The following is a 23,042-nucleotide window of genomic DNA, read 5'->3' as shown; positions in this document are numbered from 1 at the left end:
GGCAACAGATGAATTGTGATTTCGAAAAAGCTCTGATAATTGCCAAAAAAGAATTTGCGGACAAGCTTTGGAGCCCTATTTTTTTATCTTTACTCGGAACTTTCGTACTGGCAGTGTTCGCAGTCACCTATAGAGAAATTCTTTTGATAGAACAATTTAGTCAAATAGGAAAAATCCCTCCATCAGCAGTTCTTGAGGGGTTTTACAGTACTTCGTTGATAATGGCCTGGTTCAGCCCACTTGTAGGTATCGCCTTAAGCTTTGATAGCGTGATAAAGGAACGAAAGTCGGCATCTTTGAACGTTTTGTTAACACATCCCATATTTAGGGACACAATAATTCTTGGAAAAATGCTTGGAGCCGTACTTCTTCTTCTGGTAGTAATGCTGGTCTCAAGTGGAATTTCTTTAGGAACGATTATTCTCCTTTTGGGAGCAAAAGTAAGTTCGATAGAATTAAGCAGAGTTGCATTCTGGTTTATTCTTACTTTCCTTTACACCTTAGTGTTTTTTGGCATAGGACTTTTTTGCTCTACCTTTGTTCGAGAAGCTACGGACTCAATTGTCTATAATATTGTTATCTGGTTAACTCTTAGCATTATGTTTACCTGGATACTTACCTTTTTACGTTATTCTCTTGAACCTGTATTGCCAGTAAGTGCTGGAGGCCTGGACATAACTGACAGTCTTTCGGCTTTGTCCCCAATGCACCATTATGCAGAACTGAGTACTGGAAAGACAGGTCTTGGATGGGGAGCGGGAGGAGGAGGATATGGAGGAGTAAATATAGATGGAATTCTGGACATCCGTTTTACTCTAGCTCAGTGGCTAAAAGAATTCTGGACAAATCTTGCAGTCCTGTTCACAGCTCCTCTAATCCTCCTGATAGCTGCATATCTGAAATTTTTGAGGGAGGATATAAGTGCTTGATATAAGAGAGAAGTTCCTCCCAATCGTGTTGATAATACTCACACTACTCTCTCTCATGTCTCTTCCGGCCGGAGCTGACTTCGCTCAGGTCACGGTTGGGAACGACATCAGTGGCAAGGTTGCAAGACCTGGGGACCTTGTAGAGTTCAGCTTTGCCGTGGAAAAAGGGTATAATACCTCAAAGAGCACATCGGTCATGCTTTTCATAAGTAAAGTGCCTGAAAACTGGACTGCAGGCATCTATGCCGACGGTAGCCAGGTCAGTCACATAACTCTGCCCAAAGAGGCTGGTGAAAAGGAGTTGATCCTTAAAATCAGAGTTCCTGAAAATGCAAAGGACGGGGAATATCCTATCAAAATAGGTCTGAAGCCCTACGGGGAATATATTTCAAATTCTGATACAATCTTTCGGGAATTTGCAGTAACGGTTGACAGGGCTGCAATGCCTAACCTAGAGATTTATTCTGATATCCCTGGAAAAAAGACCCATCCCGGGATTCCTGTCAGTTTCGGGGCTTTTGTAGAAAATAAATATGATAGTAGAGCAAACTTTCGGATTTTTCTGGTTTCGAAACCCGAGGAGTGGGGAGTTGACCTGCTTTCCACTGACGGAGCCAGAATTACGAGATTAGGAGTTCCTGGAGACGGAAGTCAGGAGTTTAAAATTCTCGTAAATCCTCCACTCAACGCAACAAAAGGAGATTATGAAATTTTGATAGCAGCATGCCCGGAAAAAGGAAATCAGAGTGTATTTTTGCCGCTCAGCGTTAGCATAAACCCTGAACTTTCCCGTGATGAAGATTTAAGTGCGTACGTAGAGCTGAACTCCAACATAATGGGATTTGATATTCGGCCTGAAAAAACTGCGGAATTTGCGGTTTCTTTGAAAAACCGGTATGATCAACCGCTTAAGCTGAAACTTGAAGTCTTAAGCTTACCTGAAGGATGGAAAGCCGAATTTCTTACCGAGGAAGACAAGGAAGGAAGGCTTGCTTCCCTGATGCTTCCTGCGGGAGAAGAACAGGAATTTACAGTAAAGGTCAAGCCTTCTCAAAACGCTACAAGTGGACTTTATCCGGTAATAATAGCAGCGGTGAGCGGGGATAAAAAAGTTACCCGGCAGCTTGAGGTAGGCATTAACAACGACATCGAAAATGAGGAACTTCTCAAAGTCAATTCAAATCCCAGCGAATTGACACTGAATCCGGGCGGCTCTTCTGAAGTCCGGGTTAATATTGAAAACAGAGGAGACGAAGATCTGGAAGATGTTACTCTTGAAATTAATGAGGCAAATGGGATCAGTGCGCAGATTCAGGGTTTCGGAACGATAGATGAGCTGGAAGCAGGAGAGTCCAGAAGCGTCTCTGTAGAGATAACTGCAAATGCCAATGCCGGCTCCGGTGTTAAGGAAATTTTTATACGGGCAAAGAGTGACGACCTGGTGAGCTCTGAGAAAAGTATCAAGGTGAATGTGGAAAAATCAGCAAGTAGCGGACTTCTCGGCATAGCAATGCTTGGATTTGCAGTCCTTGTGCTTGTTTTTGTAGTACGTAAATTCGGAAGGCGGTAAACATGGAATCAATGAGTATGGAATCAATAGGCATAGAATTGGAACAAAATGAGATTATACAGAAAACAGATAACTTCGCAATAGAAACCATTCATTTGAGTAAAATTTTCGGGAAGGAGAATCAAATACGTGCAGTAGACAACCTGAACCTGCAGGTAAGAAAAGGAGAGGTATTCGGCTTTGTGGGCCCGAACGGGGCTGGTAAGACCACAACTATGAAAATGCTTATCGGTTTGCTTGAACCAAGTGAAGGAAACGGGAAAGTTGCAGGTTTTGATATTGTCCGCGAGGTAATAAACATAAGGGAAACAACAGGCGTTCTTCCCGAGCCTGCCGGTTTTTATGACAACCTCACTGCAAGGCAGAACCTTCGCTTTTATGCAAAACTTTATGATATCGAACCCGAAGTCAGGGAAAGACGGATTGTAAATTTACTTGAAACCGTGGGCCTTACCCGTGCCATCGACCAGAAAACAGGCGGTTTTTCCACAGGCATGCGCAAGCGCTTCGGGCTTGCCCAGGCTCTGATCAATGAGCCTTCAGTTCTTTTCCTTGATGAGCCGACAAGCGGCATCGATCCCCTTGGAGCTCAGATGATGAGGGATCTTATAAAAGACCTTAACCGAAGCAAAGGAGTTACAGTTTTTCTGAGTTCACATTCCATGGAAGAGGTCGAGGAGATCTGCGACCGCATAGCAATAATTGCAAGAGGAAAACTGCTTGCAGTCGGATCTGTGGAGGATATGCGGGATATTGTAAGGGTAAAGGAGGGCGTGCATTATTTGCTTGAAGTTCAGGATATTCCCCCTTCTGAAGCTGCAGAAGCCGTGAAAAATGTAGAGGGTGTGACCGCTCTTGAAATTCAGGACGGAACTCTGCATGTGCATGCGAAAACGAAGCTCCGTACAGAGATTGCAAAAGCTGTCAAGAAAGCAGGTGGCACGATATCCATGTTCGAGGAAGAAGAAATGAATCTGCAGAAACTATTCCTTAAAATTATTGAAGGAGCATAAAAATCTTAAAGAGAGATTTTTACTATTTTAATTAGTCTTGGTCGGAGTTTGGAAATGCGTCAAAGGACAGCTCCTGAAATATTTAACGAAGAAAACCTTTAAGTTAAAAATCTATGGGGAGCTCGTTGTGGAACTGAAGATTACACGTTTAGCGCTCAGCTGCATTAATTACAGGAGAATCTATCTTCTTTGCTTTTTCTCTTTATTTTTAATAATGGCAGCCGGAGCTACGGAATATATCGTAAGCCCAGCACCAGGTGATGAATTTGGAGTATCCAGGGCGGGAGAAAAAGTAACAGTAGCCAGGGACTTTACAGTCTACTGGCAGTTCCTGCTCTGGCTGGCTATCATGCAGATCCTGTCGATAGTAGACATACTGTTCCTTCCTGCAAAGTTTCTTTTCGCAATACTCGGATTTCGAGTAGCAGACCATTCAAATGCTATTGGAGTTCTGAAGAGAAAGAATATATATGCCTTTATCAAAGCCAGTCCCGGGACCTGTATCAGTGAGATTGCAAATTACATGGACCTGAATCGTGGGACTCTGCGCTATCATCTCAATATTCTTGAGACAGAAAATATGGTTGAAACTCACAGTGATCGCGGAAAAGTCCGATATTTCCAGAACAATTCCACATACGGTGAAAAAGAAAAACTGGTTATTTCAGTCCTTCAAAATGAGATGACCCGCAAGATAATTTCTAAGATATTAGAAGAAGAATGCAACACCAATAGGGATCTTGCCCGGACAACAGGAATTTCCAAAGGTACAGTTACCTGGTATATGAAACAATTAAAAGATTTAGATCTTATTGAAGAAAATAAAATGGGAAGGAGTACAATATACAGCATAAATCCTGTTTATCGGGATGCACTCGAAAAACGTATATGAAATTCTTTGACAGGCTCAAACAAATAAAGGCATTTTAAATCCCATGTTTTTTATTAATCACCAGATAATTAATCACCAGATAATTAAGCACCAGATTCTCCTCGGCTCATATTCCGATCTCTCCCATAAATTGGATACAATCTTCATTCATAATTTTCATTAATATAGTTTAACACCTATTTTTCCTCTAAATAATCAGATCTCAGACCTAAAAATCAAAATGCCTTCATATGGCACTATTTTTCGTACCCATATATCCTACATTCGGCAGGTTAACGTAATTAGAGATAGATATTTTCATATTTCTCTCCCATGAGACCCAATATCTTCCAGTGAAGATCCTCCATATTCAGTATTTCTGAATTTACTTCACCTTCTTTCTGAGAAATAAGTTCTGTAATTCCCTGGAAATTGACAAATATCCATCTCATCGTAGGTCTTTTTGTTGGCTTTCCTTTTTGATCTGGAACCGTTTCATTTTCTTCCTCTAATTTTGTCCTTAATTTCCATTCTGCAATTGAATAAATCATTAAGCAGAGAACCATTGTCATAGCCAGTGCTTCAATTCTGCTTTTATTCTTTAGGTAGACTTTCGATATGCTAAATGTATCACTTTTCAAGAATCGGAATCCTTTTTCTACATTGTCCTGTCCTTTGTAATACTTCAGCATCTCTCCCGGAGAAAGAGTGATATCATTACTCGCAAGAATGAAAAGTCCCATTTTCTCCATTTCATTCAAAACAAAAGCATCATTAACCTTTATGCTTCCATCAATCCTGAAATAAGTCTTTAATTCCTCATCTTTAGAAGGTCTGCCTCTTTTACCTGATTCACGTTTTTTAATGGATTTCAAATCAACTTTTTCAAAAACAATAGAAGGGAATTCTTTAATCCATTTCTCTGCAGCTTTTGATGCATCCTCTTCGCAGAAGAAGTCCTCTCCTTTCAGCTTTTTAAAAGCCTTCTCTGCTTTTTCAACCTCTTTGTCAAGTTTCGTCCTGAGAGTTTTCTCTTTCTTCTCCTTCATCTTGTGAGAAAGCAGCAAAACCCACTTTTGTTTGACTCCGCCATATTCCACAAAGGTTTGATAAAAAGAGTACCTCTCATCACTTTTTAGCGTTTTCAGGTTCAGATTTGCAGTTAGCAGTTCCTTTGCCTCGGAAATTGTTGCAGGAACACGACTGATCCAGAATGATTTTCCGATATTCTGGATATTATTGTCTGTGTAAAAGGAACTATCAGCGACATAGTACACTTTGCTTTCAGGTCTTAAAACTGATTTGAGAGACGTTATTGCATCCAGAATTGTGTTTTTGTCGGAAGCATTTCCTGAATGTGTGTTCATGAAAAGAGGTATTCCATGCTGATTAACAATCAAGCTCAGTACAAATTGTTTGAGGTCCCATCTTCCGTTTTTGGGAATTCCAAAAGTAATATCAATAGACTCAGTTTCTTCGTCTTCATAATCACCATAAACGCTGACACTTGTAGTGTCAGAGTGTAAACAGTGAACAGGAATAGGTAGACGAGCCATAATGTGAAGGGTAATTTCCGTAAACAGTTTTGTAGGGCCATATTTTACGATTTTGTCAAGAGTCTCTCCGATAGCATATTGATTCAGGTCTTCTTTTGTTATACCGTCTCCAAAAAGCCTTTCAGTAGAAATGTTTTTGAAAAAATCAGGAAACAGGTACAGACGTTGCCCTATGAAACCTAGACCATTGAGTACCATGGCAAGGATGCAGACTGAGTGAGGAACATTATGATTCCGTTCTTTGGGAAGTTTCTCATCGATCAGTTTGTCAACTTCAAGTTCTCGGAAAACTCCAGCCATAAGACCTAGGTGACCTAAGAACCGTGTACGTTTTAAGGAGGATTCAACTCTTCTACTACTGTTTTTCTCTGCCATGGGATAACCAAGAAAGAGATATAAAATTAATGATATTAATTTATAGGTTTACCTGCCGAAAGCAGGATATATGATCTTCTCAAAGTATCAAACAACTTGTCATATTCAGTATTATTGCTGAAAAACGCAATCATAATTTAAGTATTCATTCTGATTGTTTGATGATGTGTCTAAAAACCTTATAGTTTATATTGAGTATGTTAGAAATAACTATGGAGTTCAAATATACCTCCTGAGCAAATTTGAACCCAATGTATACTCGGAGGCATGATAATGTTAGTCTTGAGAATATTCAGGGCTTGCCTGATCCTGCCTCTTGAGTAACATATTTTAACCTGAGATCTTTGAAGTGCAGTTTTTTAGATTCAAATAGTCTATTTCATGACTCTTTTACTCGCCTGCTTCTAAAGCAGTCTACTGATAGAAGCTTTATAGAAAGAAGTTCTATTTTGTTTATAAGAGTTTATCTCCTAACCATCGATAATACCACTCTCGATAAACTTTATTCCAAGCAAATCCTATGCGTTGCGATCATATTTAGTGTATTACTGGTTGTTGGTGATTAAAATTTTCAGCAGGCGTTTTACGAGAACCTTAGATGAGATTTGCCTTAAATTGGTTTTATTTCTGTTTGTTATCCTAAGCTTAACAATAATCTTAGGTATTCTTATGTGCTTTATAGAAGGAGAAACTGGTGGTTTTGCCAGTATATTCCTGAGTATCTACCGGGCTATCACAACACTTCTAACTGTGGGATATGGAGATGTGGTTCCGCAAACAGATATCGGTAGATTGGTGGCTTCGGTTATCAGGATATTAGGATCCTGCATTATAATAGTGCCGCTTATTGTTGTAATAGCTGAGATTTGTAAATTGTTATATAAAGTGTTCTTTGGGAAAAACCGGGAGTTTGACTGAAAGTCCTTTTCTTCTAAGCTTAAATGTACTCAGGGTGATTAAAAGTGAGAAGCCAGAGTTTTGCTATGCTCAAGGTAAAAACTCTAACGTCTCTGAAAGAAAATCAATAAACCCGTAAAATGGAATGTGATGCAAAAAGAAATCTGCAAAAAAGAATCAAATAAAAGAAAAACGAAGAGTATATTAAATCCCGCCCGAAGGCGGAACTTGAAATTACTCTGTTGCCGGAGCTTCTTCTGCGGCTGCGGTTTCGAGGCCGAGAAGGGCTCTTATGGACTTGCTTCCGTATTCAACGACTTTGGCGTTTACCTGGACGATGTCGTGAGCAATTTCCTTGCCGCGCATCATCTTTCTCCTGCGCTGTCCCGGAAGTTTGGGAACATAGCCGACACCTACTGCCAGCAGAATTCTCTGTCTTCTGGGGCCTGGAAGGTCCGGTTTCATAACAAAACCGCTGCCGTCGCAGCCGCCAGTGATCTTGACTTTGTAGCCGGCGAGCCCGAAAATGGCACCGTCAACAACGTCACCGATTGATTTTCCAATTAATGCGTTTGCTTCAGCATCCTTAATGTCGATCTGGTAAGCACGCGCTTCTTTTGGGTCAGAAACTACAACTTTAAAATTTGCCATGTGAAATCCTCCAATCAGATTTATCTGTAATAATCTTTGCCTTGCCTTTTTTTATCCGGGTTTTACCTGATCTGTACCTGACTTTTTACCTGACTCTTTAATTGAGTCCCTTCTAGCTGTGAATTATACCGCTGCCCTGCATATCAGCCTTTACTTTGCCCAGAAAGGATTATCTTTTCTTTTGAGTCCGAGGAAAATATCAAAAGTTTCCTTTTCATCGGTTGAAAGGGAATCGTAGATTTCGTGCTCAAGAACCTTAGCATGCCTTTCAGGCACGTTAATATAGAGCACGTCTCCTTCTTTGATCTGCCTGCCTACGGTTGCACCGTCAATTGCCATCGCAACTTCTTTGCCCACCTTTGCAGAAGGAATATTTTCCCCTTCGGACTGCAGTCCCTTTATTTTGCCCACGACGGTTCCGTTTTCAAGCATGACATCTGCGTTTGTCCGCACGACTCCGCCAAGCACCCTTACCCCGACGACGGCAGGTTTGCTCTGCCGGAAAACGCATCCTGGAAGGATTTTAAACTTTCCCGGACGAATTATCGTTTCGAAAATCTTCTTTTCAGCCAGTTCCTGCTGTTCCTTTACATATTTCTGGTAATCTTCAATCAGGCGGTAGATCACGTCACTTGTGAGTACCTTTACGTTGCTTTCCTGCAGGAAATCTCTGGCATCAGGGTGAATCTTAACATTGAAACCTATAAGCACCGAGTAAAGGGGGTCTTCAACAGTTGAAGCCTCAACCGCGTCCCTGTGGGAGATGTCTCCGACTTCAGCTTTCCTGATAGGGACCTCATCTTTCTGGAATTCATGGACAAGGGCTTCAAGGGAGCCGAGGGTATCTGCTTTAATCATGATCCCGACTGAACCCGTATCAATCCTGACCTCATCGATCTCGGACTTTACCTGGGCTACGATGTCCTCAAGGGTTTCTTCCGTCGCAACCCTTATGGGAGAGCCTGCAAGTGCGCCTTCCAGACCCGGAGCAGAGATCTTCACACCAGCCGCAGCAGTGATTTTATTCACCTGCTGGAACTTGCTCTCATAACGGATTTCAGAAAGTTCCCTTGGCTTTAAAAGAGCCCTTACCTTTGTCTGGATAGGCTCGCCCAGGCTTCCGATAACAACCGTATCTCCTTTCTTTAATGTGCCGTCATAGAGGATAACATCAAGGGTTGCTCCGAGGCCTTTTTCTTCCTTTACTTCAAGGACTGTCCCTACACCCGGGCCTTTAGCATTGTACTGCAAATTTGCCTCAAGGAATTTCTGGGCAAGGCCTAAAAGCACCATAAGGACATCAGGGATACCTTCTCCTGTAACAGCACTTACAGGGACTACGCCCAGAGTTTTCTGGAAGTTTGTAACCCGGTCATAACGTTCTGCGGCAAAGCCCTGGTTATAGAGTTCACCTATTACCTCGTAGAGCTTTGTCTCAACCCGTGCCTGGACATCACCGGACTGCTTTTTGAAGGTAGCTGCAAAAGGCATATCTTTCTGTGAAACCCAGCCGCCTATCCTGTCGATCTTATTGGCGACGACAACAAAAGGAGTCTTGAACCTTTTTAATATCTGCAAACTCTCGTGGGTCTGGGGTTTAAAGCCTTCGTTTATATCAACAACAACAATTGCAAGGTCGGCAAGTGCGCCTCCTCTGCTCCTGAGGGTTGTAAAGGCATGGTGTCCCGGAGTATCAATAAAAAGCAGCCCTGGCACCATAAAGCGGTCCCTGAGCCTTGGGTCTCCGAGCTTATTGACAATCACGTCTATAGGGACTTCGGTTGCTCCGATATGCTGAGTGATAGCCCCGGCTTCTCCGCTAACAATTGCAGTACCCCTGATCTTGTCAAGCAGAGTAGTTTTCCCGTGGTCAACGTGCCCCATCACGCAGACTATAGGAGTCCGTAGATTTTTCTTGTCGGTCATATACAAAACCTCTCTCATTCCCGCGTCTTATTTGCTGCAGGTCCAGAAGGGCCCGGGTTTCCCCGGAAGGACCCATTTTGCAGGCGCCTGATAAACAAAGTCCTGGAATCGTGCCGAAAAAATCAGGTACACGAAAAGACTTTGAAGCACCTGCATTACTCGTACAGACAGACCTCATCGACTCTGGAATACTTACTGATTTCGGAGTCCTTGAAGTGAATTGCAATTTCCCTTGCTGCAGCTTCGGGTGAATCGGATGCGTGAACAATGTTCCTGCCTACGTCCAGAGCAAAGTCCCCACGGATAGTTCCCGGAGCAGCATCCACAGGGTTTGTAGCCCCGTTTACTGCTCTCATAACCTTAACTGCATCCTTTCCGGCAACTACCATTGAGACTGAGGGGCCGGAAGTGATGAACTCGATAAGGGAAGGGAAAAAGGGCCGTGCTGCATGTTCACCATAGTGTTCTTTTGCAGTGGCTTCGGCAATAACATTCATTCTGAGAGCGACAATCTTTAAGCCTCTCTTTTCGATTCTGGAAATAACCTCTCCGACCAGACCGCGCTGGACTCCGTCAGGTTTCACCATAACGTATGTCTGTTCCATATTGCACACCTTCTGTGTTGAACTAATACGGCATTATGCTTTTTTCAACTGGATTTTGCCTTTCTCAGTCCACTCGGTGCGGCGCGGAAGCCTGCCAAGGGCGAAGTTGCTCATGCACTTGGAGGAGCACATGAAGTAGGTAGAGCCGTCTTTTTTGACGTAGAGCTTACCGGTACCAGGCTCCAGCATCTGTCCGCAAAAATAGCATTTCCTCTGTTCCATTTATTTTCACCGCGTACCTTTTTACCTGGTAGTCAGTTTCTTTGCTTCTCTTGACGTTTCCAGAAGCATCAGAATGTCACCGATACGGACAGGGCCCACACAGTTCCTTGTGATTACACGACCCTTGTCTCTGCCTTCCAGAACCCTACACTGGATCTGGCTGGCTTCACCATGCATACCTGTGTTCCCAATAACGTCAATGACTTCGGCAGCGAAGCCGCCGGTTGTGCTTTCTTCAGCCATAATCAGCACCCCATGTTATCAGGATTATTTAAGAGCTTCAAGTTTCTGAGAAATGTCCTGGATCATTTCAGCTGCTTTTCCTGCATCTACAATTGCCACGGTCGCACAGGAGACACCAAGTCCGCTGGCTGCACCAAGATCTCTCTGGTTCTTGATAAAGATGTAAGGAGCTTTCTTCTCTTCGGAAAGAGGGCCGATATGAGCAACAATCTCTGCAGGCTCGATATCTTCGGCAATCAGGACAAGCTTTGCATTGCCTCTTTCGATTGCTTTGGTAGCTTCATTTGTGCCCTTTTTAATCTTTCCAGTGTCTCTGGCAAGTTCCAGAGCTTCAAGTGCTTTGTTTATGAGTTCTTCAGGAACATCGAATTTAGCGAATTGTGCCATTTAAGTTTCTCCTTCGAAATTGCGGATATCGCAATTTTTCATCAATCATAGGTTTTTAACACATATCTGTCAACATTGGAGATTCAAATTCCTAGAAAAAGAACCTGAAATGCTTCAATGCGGAAAGTAAATGAGTTGAAACATAGATACTGCTAGCTAAATGCTGCAGATTGAACCTTACAAGTACATAATCACCTATAAACTTTCTGCTTGATAAGGAGGGCAACAACCTGTAAACCGAAATAAATCAACAAAAAGCAGAAGAATAAGAAAATATAAGAGAAACCCTGCGTCTGAGCCGGATATTAAGCTAAAGAAGAGAGCAAAGTAGAGGAGTAAAAGGTGGAGTGGAAAGTATAGTAGAAAGTAGAGTACAGGGTAGAGCATAAAGTAGAATAAAAAGTAGTAGAAGGCAGAGTAAAAATTGGAGTAAAAAACGATAAATGCGTCATGGTTATAAGGAATGTAAGAATTTTGATTCGTATGAACACAATCTACTATGAAGCCCATAATAATCTTTACCTTAACCTTACAAACCGCTGCAGTGCAGACTGTGTCTTCTGCATCCGCAACTTTGCAGACGGTGTTTATGGGTACGACCTGAGGCTTTCAAAAGAACCGTCAACAGAAGAGATAATCGAAGCCCTTGAAGGGCTGGACCTTTCAAACTACAGGGAAATAGTGTTCACAGGTCTTGGAGAGCCTACCCTCAGGTTCGATGTGGTGCTGACAGTTACCCGCTGGCTTAAAAACCGGGGTATGAGAGTAAGGCTTGACACTAACGGGCATGCTGCATTGATTAATCCTGGACTGGATGTAGTTTCTGAACTGAAAAACGCAGGCATGGATTCGATTTCAGTCAGCCTTAATGCAGAATCCGAAGAAAAATATAATAAACTTTGCAGACCTGTCCACAAAAATGCTTACAAAGTAGTGCTTGATTTTGTAAAGAGAGCAAAAAAAGCTGGGATTTCCATAAGAGTTACAGTGGTCAAGATCCCCGAGATTGATGTGGAAAAATGCAGAAAGGTTTCAGAAGAACTCGGTTCGGAGTTCCATATAAGAACACTATCCGAGGCTGCAAGTAAAGAAATCGGGGGAAAAGTTAAATGAACCCGGATGAAAATCCGGGCATCCTCGCATCCTCGCATCCTCGCATCCTCGCATCCCAGATTTTCTCAGTTATTCTCGGATGAGTTGTTTTCTTCAAGGTCTTCAAAATCTTCCAGGTTATCATCCATTTCCTGTTGTTTGAGGCTTCTTCTTTTCAAGAAGAAGGCTGTACCTGCCAGAGCTCCGATCAGGAGAGCAAAAGGAAACTTTATCGAATCAAATATTTCCAGAACCTTTAAAGAACTCTCTTCAGAAGGTAACTCAACTAAACCCGAGTCTTCTTCAGTTCTGGTATTTTCAGCTGCGCTGTTTGAGGTAGCTGAAGCGTTTTCGACCTGATTTTCAATTCCCCCCGTAATTGCAGTATCTTCTTTTATAGGCAGAATAACTTTTACTGCAAGAGCAGCATCTGTTTCCCTGACCTTTTCTTTTGGCAAAAAGCTTTCGTCTCCGAAAAGCAGTGCAAAAGCTGTGGAATTTCGTTCAAAAATATATACTGCTCCTGCATCACTACCAACAGCAATGGTTGAGCTGTCGCGAGAAACATCCAGGCTGTTAATATTCCCTCCGCAGCTGTAATTCCATAGTTCTTCCCCGCCCATATTGAGGACATAGAGGTTATCGTCCCAGCTTCCGGCTGCAATGAATGAGGAGTCTGTGGATATTTCTACAGCATAGACGTCGTCTTTTACTTTGTAATCCCATAGTTTTTCTCCGGTGCGATTGAACAGGTAAACCTTGTCGTCAAAACTTCCTGCCACAAGATGTGAGCCGTTGTTTGTTAAAGAAACGCTGCTGACCCAGTAACCCGGGTTGTGTATCCACGAGAATTCCCCTTTACGGTCAAAAAGGTAAACATTGTAATTGGATCCTCCGGCAGCCACATAGTAAGCATTCGGAGTCATGCTTACGCTATTGATCAGGCTTCCGGTCTTTTTTCCCCAGTGCGTTTTTCCCTCCCTGTCAAGGAGGTAGACGTAATTATTAGCACTTCCGATTACCACGTAAGACCCATCTCTGGAGATAGCAACACTTCGGACGGCGTTCCCTGAATCAAAACTCCATAAAAGTTTACCTTCCCCGTCTAAGAAGTAAATCTTACCGTCTTCGCTGCCTGCCGCAATGTACCGACCGTCGGAAGAAACCGCTACGCTATTGAGATTGCCTCCTGTTTTGCGGCTCCATAGCAGATCTCCTTCCCGGTTAAAAAGATACACTTTTTTATCATTGCTTCCTGCCGCAACTCGAGACCCATCTGAAGAAAGCGATACTGTATATATAATATCTCCTGTAGTATAATTCCAAAGTTGTGTCCCTTTGGAATTATAATAGTAAATTTTGTGATCAAACCCCCCGGCTACAATATAGTTCCTCGTTGAAGACATTGATACGGTATTTACTATACACCCGGTCTCATATTTGTATAACAGGTCAAAAGCCTTAAGTTCCGAAAGGTCCGCATTCCCACTATCCTGAACAAGAGGGCCTGCAGCTTCCGCTCCTGAAATAAAGCAGAAAAACAGACCAAGTGACAAAAATAACCTTATTTCCAATGAATGCCTCATATAATTTATAATGAAGTACTTTATTGCACATGAATTTTTTGTTACAGTGTGCCTGCCGGGGAAAGTTCAGGGAATTTATTCAGTCAAGATTGCAGCCAGAATGAACAATAATAATTAAATTCTAAACATATTATCAGTATTGTTAATATTGAAATGTTTAGAAATAAAATACTGACAAATTAACGCCGACAAACTAACACTGAAAAATTAGCACGGAAAATTAATACTGACAAATTAATACTGACAAATTAATACTGAACATATATTGGCCTGGTTATGTAAGTAAGTATTTGCTCTATATGATATTTGCCTTGTATGGCAGAAGAAATTGCGAAATTCTGAAAAAAGGAGTTACCTGATTTGTATCTAAAAAAGTAGTTAGGGGTTAAATAAGGAATTAAACCTATATTTATTGGATAGCTGGAAATCTGCTGGACAAATAAGGGCTTCCTAACTAATTTGCAGTTATTTTATCGGATTTAGTCTGTTTTTCACCCGAACTATTCCGGATGCAGGAAACAAAAACGGATTATGGGATGTGATTTTTAGTGACAAGAGAAGTTTGGAACACCAGAACCGGATTTATTCTTGCAGCAATAGGGTCTGCAGTAGGTCTTGGGAATATCTGGAGGTTCAGCTACATAGCGTATGAAAATGGAGGAGGGGCCTTCCTGATCCCATATCTGATTGCTCTTTTGACTGCAGGAATTCCTCTTCTGATCCTAGAGTTCGGGCTTGGAAGCAAGTTTCTGGGTTCAGCTCCAATAGCACTTAAGCGGGCAAAGAAAAGTTTTGAATGGATGGGCTGGTGGGGTGTAATTGCCAGCTTTATTATCACGACATATTACTCTGTCATAGTAGGCTGGAGTTTTGTATACCTGGTAAAAGCTTTCACCCTTGGGTGGGGCTCGGATACGGGATCTTTTTTCAATAACGAATTATTACACGTGTCTGATTCTCCCTGGAATCTGGGAAGCTTCTCCTACCCTGTCCTCATAGGGCTGCTGATGACATGGCTGATTGTGTGGGTGATTGAAAAAAAAGGTGTGCAGGCAGGAATCGAGAAGTCAAGCAGGATCTTCATGCCTCTTCTCTGGATTCTTCTAATTGTGCTTGTACTAAGAGCAATAACCCTCGAAGGCTCGATTAACGGAATAGAATGGTACCTGAAGCCGGACTTCAGCAAACTTACGGACATAAAGGTCTGGCAGGCAGCTTACGGACAGGCCTTTTACAGCCTGGGCCTTGGCATGGCAATAATGATTACTTATTCAAGTTATCTTCCGAAAAAGAGTGATATTGTAAACAACGCCTTCATTATCAGCCTGGCAGACGGAGCCTTCAGTTTCATTATGGGTTTTGCGGTTTTCGGGACTCTCGGATATATGGCTTATGCCAAAGGGCTTGGAATTGAAGAAGTAGTGGCACAGAGCATAGGCCTTGTCTTTGTAGTGCTGCCAGAAGCCCTTAATATGCTCCCTGGATTAAAAACCCTTACTGCAGTTGCTTTTTTCCTGTGCATAGTCATTGCTGCACTTTCTTCTCTCATCTCTCTTGTGGAAGCTTTTGCCTCAGCAATAATGGACAAGTTTGAGATGAAAAGAAGCAAGGCAGTTGATCTTACCATCGGTTTTGGGCTGCTCTTCAGCCTTATCTATGCAACCAGAGCGGGAATTTACTGGCTTGATATCATAGACCACTTTATCAATACCTATGGGCTGATTATAGTGGGCATCCTCGAAACCGTGGCAATCGGCTGGATCTATGGTGCAGATAAAATAAGAGAATGGGCTAACGCTTATTCTGATATCAGAGCCGGAATCTGGTGGGATATTTGCATAAAAATGATAATTCCGGCTGTCCTGCTTTATATTGTCTACAAAGAAACCCGGTCAAACCTTGCTGCACCTTACGGAGGCTATGACCCTGCAGCTATAATGGTCGGAGCCGGAATTATTGTCCTTGGAATTATTATGTCTTTCTTTATGTCTTTTATTGAAAAGGAAATTGAGTAAAATAACACTCTTAACAGGCGGCATTGTTTTTAGTTTCTATTTTTTCCTCTTTTTTTCTTCTTCTTGGGAAAGGCCTCTCTCCTTCATCGAGCGTGACAAGAACGGCTCTATATGGCAAATAGGTTTTATGGGTTCGAAATATCAATAATTCAGTCCTCTTGAGCAAAGCTCACTGCTATAATCCATAAACGCACATGAAATTCTCCGAATAACAGGCACAAAGAAATGAAAACACCTGTCAAATCACAGCACTTTCATGCCAAACTAGTCCTCTTGAGCGCAGCGAAAAAGACGCGTGCTCCCGAGGCGCAATTCGGGTGAAAAGGACCGCGTGCTCCCGAGGCGCAATTCGGGAGTGACAGGAGTGACCTGTTATAACTAATGGTTTCACAGGTTGAATCGGGTACTCGGAATTTAGAGCTACCAAAGTTATTGGTTTCATTTTACTCTAAAACTAACCGTTAGCGATGGACAACCATAACTAAAGAATAATGAAAACGGAAAATAAAACAAAATCAGGAGCTAATTTATAGCTCCAGATTAGAGGTTAATGAGGTCTAATTTCTGCGAATAGAGCAAGCAAAGATTTCAACTGCTATAGCTATTTTCCATACCCATAGGAGGGGCAGCGCACAGTGGCAGGTAGTCAAACTCACTCTCATTAACCTCATATGAGTAATCGCAGATCCCGTTCTCATCCAAGTCCGTACAGTTCTGGCTGAAACCCGTACCATCGGGTTTTGCCCAGAAATTTCCCCCGATGCTGGGCCCACCTATGATGTTTTTTCCTGAAGTTTTTGTTGTGTTCCAGTTGATATTCCTGTTGTCATAGGCGAGATCCAGATTCAAGGTGTTGTTAAAGAGATTATTATAGAAAGTATTGTTACTGCCTGAATACATGTAAAGCCCAAAATCCCTGCTTGATTCTATCAGATTATCCCTGAATAGATTATCACTCGAATAAGAAGAGAGTAGAATTCCCATTGCATTGAGGCTTATGGTGTTGTTCCTTACCGTGTTATTCTCAAAGGAAAATGTGTAAATTCCATAATTGTTTTCGGAAATAAGATTATCCATGATTAAGTTTGAATCTGCAGAGCTATTGTCGCTGGAATAAATATAGATCCCCTGATATTCATTCAGATAAATGGTATTATTTTTAAGAGAATTATTGCCTGAACTATTCAAAACAATACCTTCAATATTGGTTAAAACTTTATTGTTAATCAATAAATTAGTTTCCGAATTTTCAAGGTATAATCCCCTCTGGTTGTTTTCTATAGTGTTGTTTATAATGTTATTACGGTCGGAAGAAACCAGATACACTCCATAAAGGTATTCAGAGACCATATTGCTATCAATAGTGTTTTCGGAAGTATTGTACAGGTGTATCCCGGCTGCTTCTTTCCATATAGAATGGGGCCCGGATATGTAAAATCCTGAAATTGCAACTCCTTTTGAAGTCACTTTAATCACGGGCTCAGTCATATTGGAAGCCCTGATAATTGTGCTCCAGGGATTCATAGCCTCCGAAACAAGGCTTATGTTTTCCACGTTCAGAAGGATATTTTCTTCGTAAGTGCCTGGATAAACAAGGATAGTACTTCCCGGGACTGCAGAATCCACAGCAGCCTGAATCGAGAGGAAATCTGCAACCGGAAATCCATTCTCCATAAGCAGCACCGGGCCTGGAGCTCTTGCAAGAGGAAGAGCATCGATGGCTCCCGTATTTTTAATATCGTAAGCAGAATCGCTAATTCCATCAATATTGGAATCTCCAGTAGTTTCCGAAAAGCCGCTACCATCTGGCTTTGCCCAGAAATTTCCGCCCACATAGGGGCCACCCATAAAATTCGTTTCCCTGGTTCTGCTTATGTTCCAGGTATTGTTTCCACTCCTTTCCAGTTTCACATCTATCATATTGTTGAAATAATTGTCATATAGCCGATTGCCATTAGAATCAGACAGCAGAACCCCACAGTCTGTACTTTCCCTGAGGTTGTTACGGGTGATTGTGTTATTTTCCGAATCCTCCATTAAGATCCCATAAAAATTTGCCCTTATCTCGTTATCCTGAAGGATATTTGAACCCGAATCGGACAGATAAATAGCAGCTCCGGAAGAAGAATTAGCATTGTATGCAGTATTATTAATGAAGAGGTTGTTATCTGAAGAGTTAAGGTATTTTGCGGAACTCCTGTTGATCTCTGTACTGTTTTTAATGGAGGTATTTTTAATGAGAGTATTTTTAATGAGGGTATTATTGCTTGATGAGAGAAGAAAGATATCGAAGGTATTTCCTGTTACATTGTTGCTCCTGAGGATATTCCCATCTGAAGAAGAGAGAAGGATACCGTTCTTATTGTTTAATACAGTGTTATTGCATATTCTGCATCCGTAAACAGAATCGATATATACTCCTGCTGTTTCTCCTGATTCCCCACCTGTACCTTTCACTGTAAGTCCGCAGATTGTGACATTATTTGCACTCACATGGAAGATATTATCCTCAGGGTTAAGAGCCTGAACCGTGACCTCTTCAGGGTCGATTGATCTTGAGTAAATTTTCAGGCCTTCTACAGTTACAGCCACATTTTCTACATAAGTCCCCGGATAAACAAGAATGGTTGAACTTGGAGGAGCAGCCGAAACAGCCTTCTGGATTGAGTCATAATCGGCATCTGGCTCGTCATCTCCTACGGTTATGGGCACAGATTCTGGGGGTCTTGAGAGGGGAAGGTAATCGATATTTTCAGGACCGCCAATCTCATAAGCTGAATCACAGATGCCGTCAAGGTCAAAGTCCCCTGAGGTCTGAGAGAAACCCTTGCCATCCGGGTTTGCCCAGAAATTTCCCCCTATAAACGGGCCCCCGACAATATTAGTACCAGAGGTAAGAGAATTATTCCAGGTATTTCCGTCACTGATTCCCAGCTTTATGTTTATAGTATTGTTAAAATAATTATTATAGACCTGCTCATCACCTTCATGGTCTGGAATAAAGATTCCGCAGTCTGAACTGGAGGTTATTGTGTTATTTGATATTTGAATACCAGGACAGGCATCTCCTAAATTAACCCCGATGCTGCAGTTTGAGATCTTATTATTATAGATTCCAGTCCCACCTGAAAGTGAAAGGTCTACCCCGTGAAAGCAGTCAGTAATCGTATTGTTCCTAATTTCTATGCTCCGATCATATGCATCGACTCCACTGGAGCAATTAATAATCGTGTTATAGGATACAATATCGCCTCCTCCGCAACAGGCAAAGCTTATCCCTGTACCATTTAAAATTTTATTTTCTGTTATTAAATTATTCGATGCCCATGGTCCCAGTAAAATGTAACCCTTTTCAATGATATTTCCTGTCAGATTATTTGTCACGCTTCCTTCGCTCAGAGAAATCCCATTATTGAAAAGCAAATTTTCCGAGATCGTATTATAACTGGCATTATCAAGATAGACTCCTTCGTTATTGTTAAAAATATTGTTTCCAGTAATAACGCAGTTGTTAGCGTTCTCAATGTAAATTCCACATAGGGGATGGTAACCTCCATACTCCATAGTCTTAAAAATCTCCTCTGCCACAGAAGTGTGAGCGTACCCATCAGAAAATTCCCCCTGTGAATTAGCAGTTTCCGCAAAACTCCTGATAGTAATACCCCTGGAATAGCTGAAAGGCTTTCCAGATCCTGTTATGTTAAAACCGCTAATTGTCACATTGTCAGCTGTTATATGAAAAACGCTTTCATTTTCATCTGGAGATTCCACCAGCATATCAGGCTTTCCTGACTCAGACCTGATAGTAAGCTTGGTTACATTAACAATAATATTTTCTCTGTAAGTTCCAGATTTTACGATGACCGTATCCCCCGGAGAAGAACTATTTACCGCTTCCTTAATTGATCTGAAATCTGCTCCAGAATCATCACCTACAGTAATTTCCTTTGCGGATGCAGGGTTGTAGACTGCGCTTTCCATGAGAAAGATAGTAACTGCTAAAAGGATGATTGCCCTATTTACCCCCATTCCTTACTCCCCCTTTGAATTTGAAAAACTTCAGAGTAACTAAATTTCAAAATAATTACACTTCAAAGCAATGACATTAGCTAGCTGTATGATCTGGTCAAAAAAGGCCAGCTAACATTTTTCTTTATGAAAATAATTCAGGTAGAGGGTCAGTTAATGAAAACGGCAAACAGAAATATAATTCTGAGATCTGACCAGGCGTATAATTTTGTCTGTTTTTTCAGATCAGACGTAATAAATGATCCTCCGTTTTTCAGGTTTGATCAATACATCCCCACTTTTCACTCTGACCTTTTTCATTGTTTTTCAGTCAAGGTTACATGCTTTTCGCTGTAATATACCCGGTCTTTTTTTCGGTGCTGCTACCAGCATCGTTTTTTACGGTTAATGTAACATTATATGTTCCTGCCCCGGTGTATGTATGGGTTGCATTCATAGCATGTTTTGAATTGATACCATCACCGAAATCCCATAACCAGGAAGTAGGGGTTCCAACAGTACTGGTATCAGTAAATAGTACCTTTAAAGGTGCATTCCCTGATGTCACATTCGCAGAAAAGTCTGCAACAGGAGCTTCCGAACTCTTTACGTTGATAAAACCGGGTTTTATGGTTGTGTTGCTGCCATTTGCATTCGCAACTGTAAGGCTGATATTATATTTTCCTGGCCTGGTAAACGTATGAGTTGCATTTATAGAGTGTTTTGAATGAATGCCATCTCCGAAGTCCCAGAGCCATGAGGTAGGAGAACCTGTACTGTTGTCGGTGAATAGCACCTTTAATGGTGAGTTTCCAGAGGTCGGGAATGCAGAAAAGTTTGCAACAGGTGATTTAAGTTCTGATTCTTCTTTCGACGAGATAATACACATATAAATGTCATGATGTCCATTGCGCCAATCCATCCAAATTATTCTGTCACCATAGATAGCAGGCGCTTGCTGGATCGATTCATTGGTTGTAATCTGAATTTCCCTGGAAGTTGAGATATCATACATGTAAATATCACTATTCACATTACGCCTGCCCCCATCGTTCATATTACGCCAATCCTCCCACACTATCCTGTCCCCGTAGATATCAGGATATATCTGTTCTGATCCGTTTGTGGTAATCTGAGTCTCCTTCGAAGTAGAGAGATCATACATATATATATCGGCATTTCCGTTGCGATCATCAGCCCACACTATCCTGTCCCCATATATTGCGAGACCGTACACTGATTTGTTGGTAGCGATCTGGGTTTCTCTGGACTCGGAGAGATTGTACACATAGATGTCAGTGTTTCCGGCGTCCTGGTATTCGCGGCTAACTGCCCATAGTATCCTGTCCTCATAAATAGCAATACCTAGATCACGTAGTACACTGGTTGTGATTTGAGTTTCCCTGGAAGTAAGAAGATCGTACATGTAAATATCGGTATTACCCACTCCATTACGCTCATCAGTCCAGACTATCCTGTCCCCGTAAATTACAGGATTGAACTGATTTGATTTATTAGTGGTAATTTGAGTTTCCCTGGAAGTAGAAAGGTCATACATGTAGATATCCCAGTTTCCACTGCGATTATCTACCCACACTATCCTGTTGTCGTATATCGATGGAGAACTCTGCCATAATTCATTGATTGTGATCTGTTTTTCCCTGAGAGCGGATAGATCATATATATAGATATCATAATTTTCATCTTCATTGTCATTGCGAGTATCCGTCCATACTATCCTGTTCCCATTGATAGCAGGGATATACTGATCGGACTCATTTTTTGTGAGCCGAATTTCCGTAAGGATGAGTTGGCCATCTACACGCTGAGCGGGAGGTGCAGTAAGCGGGATATAATCAGAATCGTTCTCAGTGACATTGTGAGGCAGGTCGCAAATTCCATCTCCGTTCGAATCTATACAGACCTGCGAAAAGCCAGTCCCATCGGGCTTTGCCCAGAAGTTACCTCCCAAATAAGATCCGCCTAAAATGCTGGTTCCCGACTTTTTTGTAGTATTCCAGGCAACAGGTGTCATTCCTGCGCCGTTATTTACTGCATCTGCAGTATAGTAGTTGATTGTGTCATTCAGGAGATTGACTGTATTGTTGAATATATTGTTGTAGAATAGAGTTGTTCCAGTGTATGGAGCCTCATAACTGACCTGGTTGAGGTATACTCCATATTCTTTGTTCAATGACACGTTGTTGTCAGTCACCAGATTATTCCAGGCATATTCTTCCCATATCCCTATACTATTGTTTGTGATTATGTTGCTGGTGATATTGTTGCCTGATGCAGCATCTGCTACTGAGAGTCCCACATAATTGGAAGTCAGAGTATTATTGATTATCTCGTTGGCTCCTGAAAGTCGAGATATCAAAATACCATATTTGCTGCCGGAAATCTGATTATTCGCTATATAGTTAGAATGTCCCTCAAAGAGAGTAATTCCATAGCTATCATCAGTATCTGAGATATTGTTTGATATCATATTGTTGATAATTCTGTTTTCACTGGAACTCCCCAATCCGATATAACCGCCCTGTATGGTGTTATTTTCTATCGTAACATTGGTTCTGTCTCCCCCTGCCTGCAGTCCAATAACTGAATCAAAAAGTACATTGTCAGAGAATACGCAGTTAAAGCAGTATTGACCAACAATACCAGTCGGGCCCGTATCTGCGCCCACTCCTAAAAATCTATTATTCTTTACAACACAGTACTTTACTTCTTGATTTATACTGGTAATTACATACTTCTGTATGCCAAATCCGGAAATAGTGACATTATTTGCATTTACAATAAAAACCGTAACAACAGTATCGTCAGGATTTCCGGATCCAGAAAGAATACTCAAGCTTTCTACTTTCACATCTACACTTTCGTTATAGATTCCTGGTAAAACAAGAATTACATCCCCTGGAGACGAATTATTTATCGCCTCCTGGACGGAGCTGAAATTCGCTTCAGAGCCATTACCCGCAATGATTTCTTTTGCGGATGCAGGCATGTAAACTGCACTTGCGATAAGCGCAATAGCTACTAGAATAATTATTCTGCTTTCTCCCATTAATCCCACCCCTGCTGAACCTGTCT

17 protein-coding genes are annotated in these 23,042 nt (G+C 41.8%); 7 read left to right on the top strand and 10 right to left on the bottom strand.

Annotated features, from left to right (window positions below; all coding sequences use genetic code 11):
• The first annotated feature begins 8 nt into the window (after positions 1 to 8).
• From ACZ5A8_RS07880 to ACZ5A8_RS07865, 4 genes are all read left to right on the top strand, one after another.
• The gene (locus tag ACZ5A8_RS07880; protein WP_464533186.1) at positions 9 to 929 is read left to right on the top strand and encodes an ABC transporter permease; all 921 of its coding nucleotides are present in this window, start codon (positions 9 to 11) and stop codon (positions 927 to 929) included.
• Entirely contained in the window at positions 922 to 2,499 is a 1,578-nt protein-coding gene (locus ACZ5A8_RS07875; RefSeq protein WP_464533185.1) for a COG1470 family protein, read from the top strand. The genes ACZ5A8_RS07880 and ACZ5A8_RS07875 overlap by 8 nt, the downstream gene beginning before the upstream one ends.
• Before the next feature lie 2 nt (positions 2,500 to 2,501).
• Positions 2,502 to 3,512, top strand: coding sequence for an ABC transporter ATP-binding protein (locus tag ACZ5A8_RS07870; protein ID WP_464533183.1), 1,011 nt, complete (start codon positions 2,502 to 2,504; stop codon positions 3,510 to 3,512).
• Positions 3,513 to 3,639: 127 nt separating this feature from the next.
• On the top strand, positions 3,640 to 4,404 hold the full coding sequence (locus ACZ5A8_RS07865) for a winged helix-turn-helix transcriptional regulator (RefSeq protein ID WP_464533182.1): 765 nt from the start codon (positions 3,640 to 3,642) through the stop codon (positions 4,402 to 4,404).
• A 281-nt stretch (positions 4,405 to 4,685) separates the two neighbouring features.
• Here the strand turns inward: ACZ5A8_RS07865 and ACZ5A8_RS07860 are convergent, their stop codons facing one another.
• Complete coding sequence (locus ACZ5A8_RS07860) at positions 4,686 to 6,314, bottom strand: IS1634 family transposase (protein ID WP_464529695.1); 1,629 nt, start codon at positions 6,312 to 6,314, stop codon at positions 4,686 to 4,688.
• A 669-nt stretch (positions 6,315 to 6,983) separates the two neighbouring features.
• On the opposite strand from ACZ5A8_RS07860, the gene ACZ5A8_RS07855 reads away from it, so the two are divergent.
• Positions 6,984 to 7,232, top strand: coding sequence for a potassium channel family protein (locus tag ACZ5A8_RS07855; RefSeq protein WP_464533181.1), 249 nt, complete (start codon positions 6,984 to 6,986; stop codon positions 7,230 to 7,232).
• A gap of 213 nt (positions 7,233 to 7,445) precedes the next feature.
• On the opposite strand, the gene ACZ5A8_RS07850 is transcribed toward ACZ5A8_RS07855, so the two are convergent.
• From ACZ5A8_RS07850 to rpl7ae, 6 genes are all read right to left on the bottom strand, one after another.
• Positions 7,446 to 7,862: a 30S ribosomal protein S6e gene (locus tag ACZ5A8_RS07850; RefSeq protein ID WP_229391454.1), complete on the bottom strand. Its 417-nt coding sequence runs from the start codon at positions 7,860 to 7,862 to the stop codon at positions 7,446 to 7,448.
• A gap of 150 nt (positions 7,863 to 8,012) precedes the next feature.
• The gene (infB, locus tag ACZ5A8_RS07845; RefSeq protein WP_229391453.1) at positions 8,013 to 9,788 is read right to left on the bottom strand and encodes a translation initiation factor IF-2; all 1,776 of its coding nucleotides are present in this window, start codon (positions 9,786 to 9,788) and stop codon (positions 8,013 to 8,015) included.
• 155 nt (positions 9,789 to 9,943) lie between these two features.
• Positions 9,944 to 10,393, bottom strand: coding sequence for a nucleoside-diphosphate kinase (gene ndk / locus ACZ5A8_RS07840; protein WP_322225229.1), 450 nt, complete (start codon positions 10,391 to 10,393; stop codon positions 9,944 to 9,946).
• A 33-nt stretch (positions 10,394 to 10,426) separates the two neighbouring features.
• Positions 10,427 to 10,615, bottom strand: coding sequence for a 50S ribosomal protein L24e (locus ACZ5A8_RS07835; RefSeq protein WP_229391451.1), 189 nt, complete (start codon positions 10,613 to 10,615; stop codon positions 10,427 to 10,429).
• A 21-nt stretch (positions 10,616 to 10,636) separates the two neighbouring features.
• Positions 10,637 to 10,858 (bottom strand): 30S ribosomal protein S28e, encoded by a 222-nt coding sequence (locus tag ACZ5A8_RS07830; protein ID WP_011034384.1) that lies wholly within the window; start codon positions 10,856 to 10,858, stop codon positions 10,637 to 10,639.
• Positions 10,859 to 10,882: 24 nt separating this feature from the next.
• Complete coding sequence (gene rpl7ae / locus ACZ5A8_RS07825) at positions 10,883 to 11,245, bottom strand: 50S ribosomal protein L7Ae (RefSeq protein WP_322225228.1); 363 nt, start codon at positions 11,243 to 11,245, stop codon at positions 10,883 to 10,885.
• A gap of 450 nt (positions 11,246 to 11,695) precedes the next feature.
• Between rpl7ae and ACZ5A8_RS07820 the strand changes: the two genes are divergently transcribed.
• Entirely contained in the window at positions 11,696 to 12,358 is a 663-nt protein-coding gene (locus ACZ5A8_RS07820) for a TatD family nuclease-associated radical SAM protein (RefSeq protein ID WP_464533177.1), read from the top strand.
• Between the two features lie 65 nt (positions 12,359 to 12,423).
• Here the strand turns inward: ACZ5A8_RS07820 and ACZ5A8_RS07815 are convergent, their stop codons facing one another.
• A complete protein-coding gene (locus ACZ5A8_RS07815; protein ID WP_464533175.1) occupies positions 12,424 to 13,911 on the bottom strand; it encodes a WD40 repeat domain-containing protein in 1,488 nt (495 codons plus the stop codon).
• Positions 13,912 to 14,471: 560 nt separating this feature from the next.
• Between ACZ5A8_RS07815 and ACZ5A8_RS07810 the strand changes: the two genes are divergently transcribed.
• On the top strand, positions 14,472 to 15,938 hold the full coding sequence (locus ACZ5A8_RS07810) for a sodium-dependent transporter (protein ID WP_464533174.1): 1,467 nt from the start codon (positions 14,472 to 14,474) through the stop codon (positions 15,936 to 15,938).
• 588 nt (positions 15,939 to 16,526) lie between these two features.
• Here the strand turns inward: ACZ5A8_RS07810 and ACZ5A8_RS07805 are convergent.
• Positions 16,527 to 19,967: a right-handed parallel beta-helix repeat-containing protein gene (locus ACZ5A8_RS07805; RefSeq protein WP_464533172.1), complete on the bottom strand. Its 3,441-nt coding sequence runs from the start codon at positions 19,965 to 19,967 to the stop codon at positions 16,527 to 16,529.
• 316 nt (positions 19,968 to 20,283) lie between these two features.
• Positions 20,284 to 23,016 (bottom strand): PKD domain-containing protein, encoded by a 2,733-nt coding sequence (locus ACZ5A8_RS07800; RefSeq protein WP_464533171.1) that lies wholly within the window; start codon positions 23,014 to 23,016, stop codon positions 20,284 to 20,286.
• Positions 23,017 to 23,042 lie beyond the last annotated feature (26 nt).

The organism is Methanosarcina subterranea (assembly GCF_055385895.1).
Note: the sequence above shows the minus strand (reverse complement) of the source record. Positions and strands in the feature narration are given on the sequence as shown.

Excerpts from the sequence above, each read along its gene's own strand:
- ACZ5A8_RS07880 (WP_464533186.1), top strand. The coding sequence starts at position 9 with ATGAATTGTGATTTCGAAAAAGCTCTGATAATTGCCAAAAAAGAATTT.
- ACZ5A8_RS07870 (WP_464533183.1), top strand. The coding sequence starts at position 2,502 with ATGGAATCAATGAGTATGGAATCAATAGGCATAGAATTGGAACAAAAT.
- ACZ5A8_RS07860 (WP_464529695.1), bottom strand. The coding sequence starts at position 6,314 with ATGGCAGAGAAAAACAGTAGTAGAAGAGTTGAATCCTCCTTAAAACGT.
- ACZ5A8_RS07855 (WP_464533181.1), top strand. The coding sequence starts at position 6,984 with ATGTGCTTTATAGAAGGAGAAACTGGTGGTTTTGCCAGTATATTCCTG.
- ACZ5A8_RS07850 (WP_229391454.1), bottom strand. The coding sequence starts at position 7,862 with ATGGCAAATTTTAAAGTTGTAGTTTCTGACCCAAAAGAAGCGCGTGCT.
- infB (WP_229391453.1), bottom strand. The coding sequence starts at position 9,788 with ATGACCGACAAGAAAAATCTACGGACTCCTATAGTCTGCGTGATGGGG.
- ndk (WP_322225229.1), bottom strand. The coding sequence starts at position 10,393 with ATGGAACAGACATACGTTATGGTGAAACCTGACGGAGTCCAGCGCGGT.
- ACZ5A8_RS07835 (WP_229391451.1), bottom strand. The coding sequence starts at position 10,615 with ATGGAACAGAGGAAATGCTATTTTTGCGGACAGATGCTGGAGCCTGGT.
- ACZ5A8_RS07830 (WP_011034384.1), bottom strand. The coding sequence starts at position 10,858 with ATGGCTGAAGAAAGCACAACCGGCGGCTTCGCTGCCGAAGTCATTGAC.
- rpl7ae (WP_322225228.1), bottom strand. The coding sequence starts at position 11,245 with ATGGCACAATTCGCTAAATTCGATGTTCCTGAAGAACTCATAAACAAA.
- ACZ5A8_RS07820 (WP_464533177.1), top strand. The coding sequence starts at position 11,696 with ATGGTTATAAGGAATGTAAGAATTTTGATTCGTATGAACACAATCTAC.
- ACZ5A8_RS07805 (WP_464533172.1), bottom strand. The coding sequence starts at position 19,967 with ATGGGGGTAAATAGGGCAATCATCCTTTTAGCAGTTACTATCTTTCTC.
- ACZ5A8_RS07800 (WP_464533171.1), bottom strand. The coding sequence starts at position 23,016 with ATGGGAGAAAGCAGAATAATTATTCTAGTAGCTATTGCGCTTATCGCA.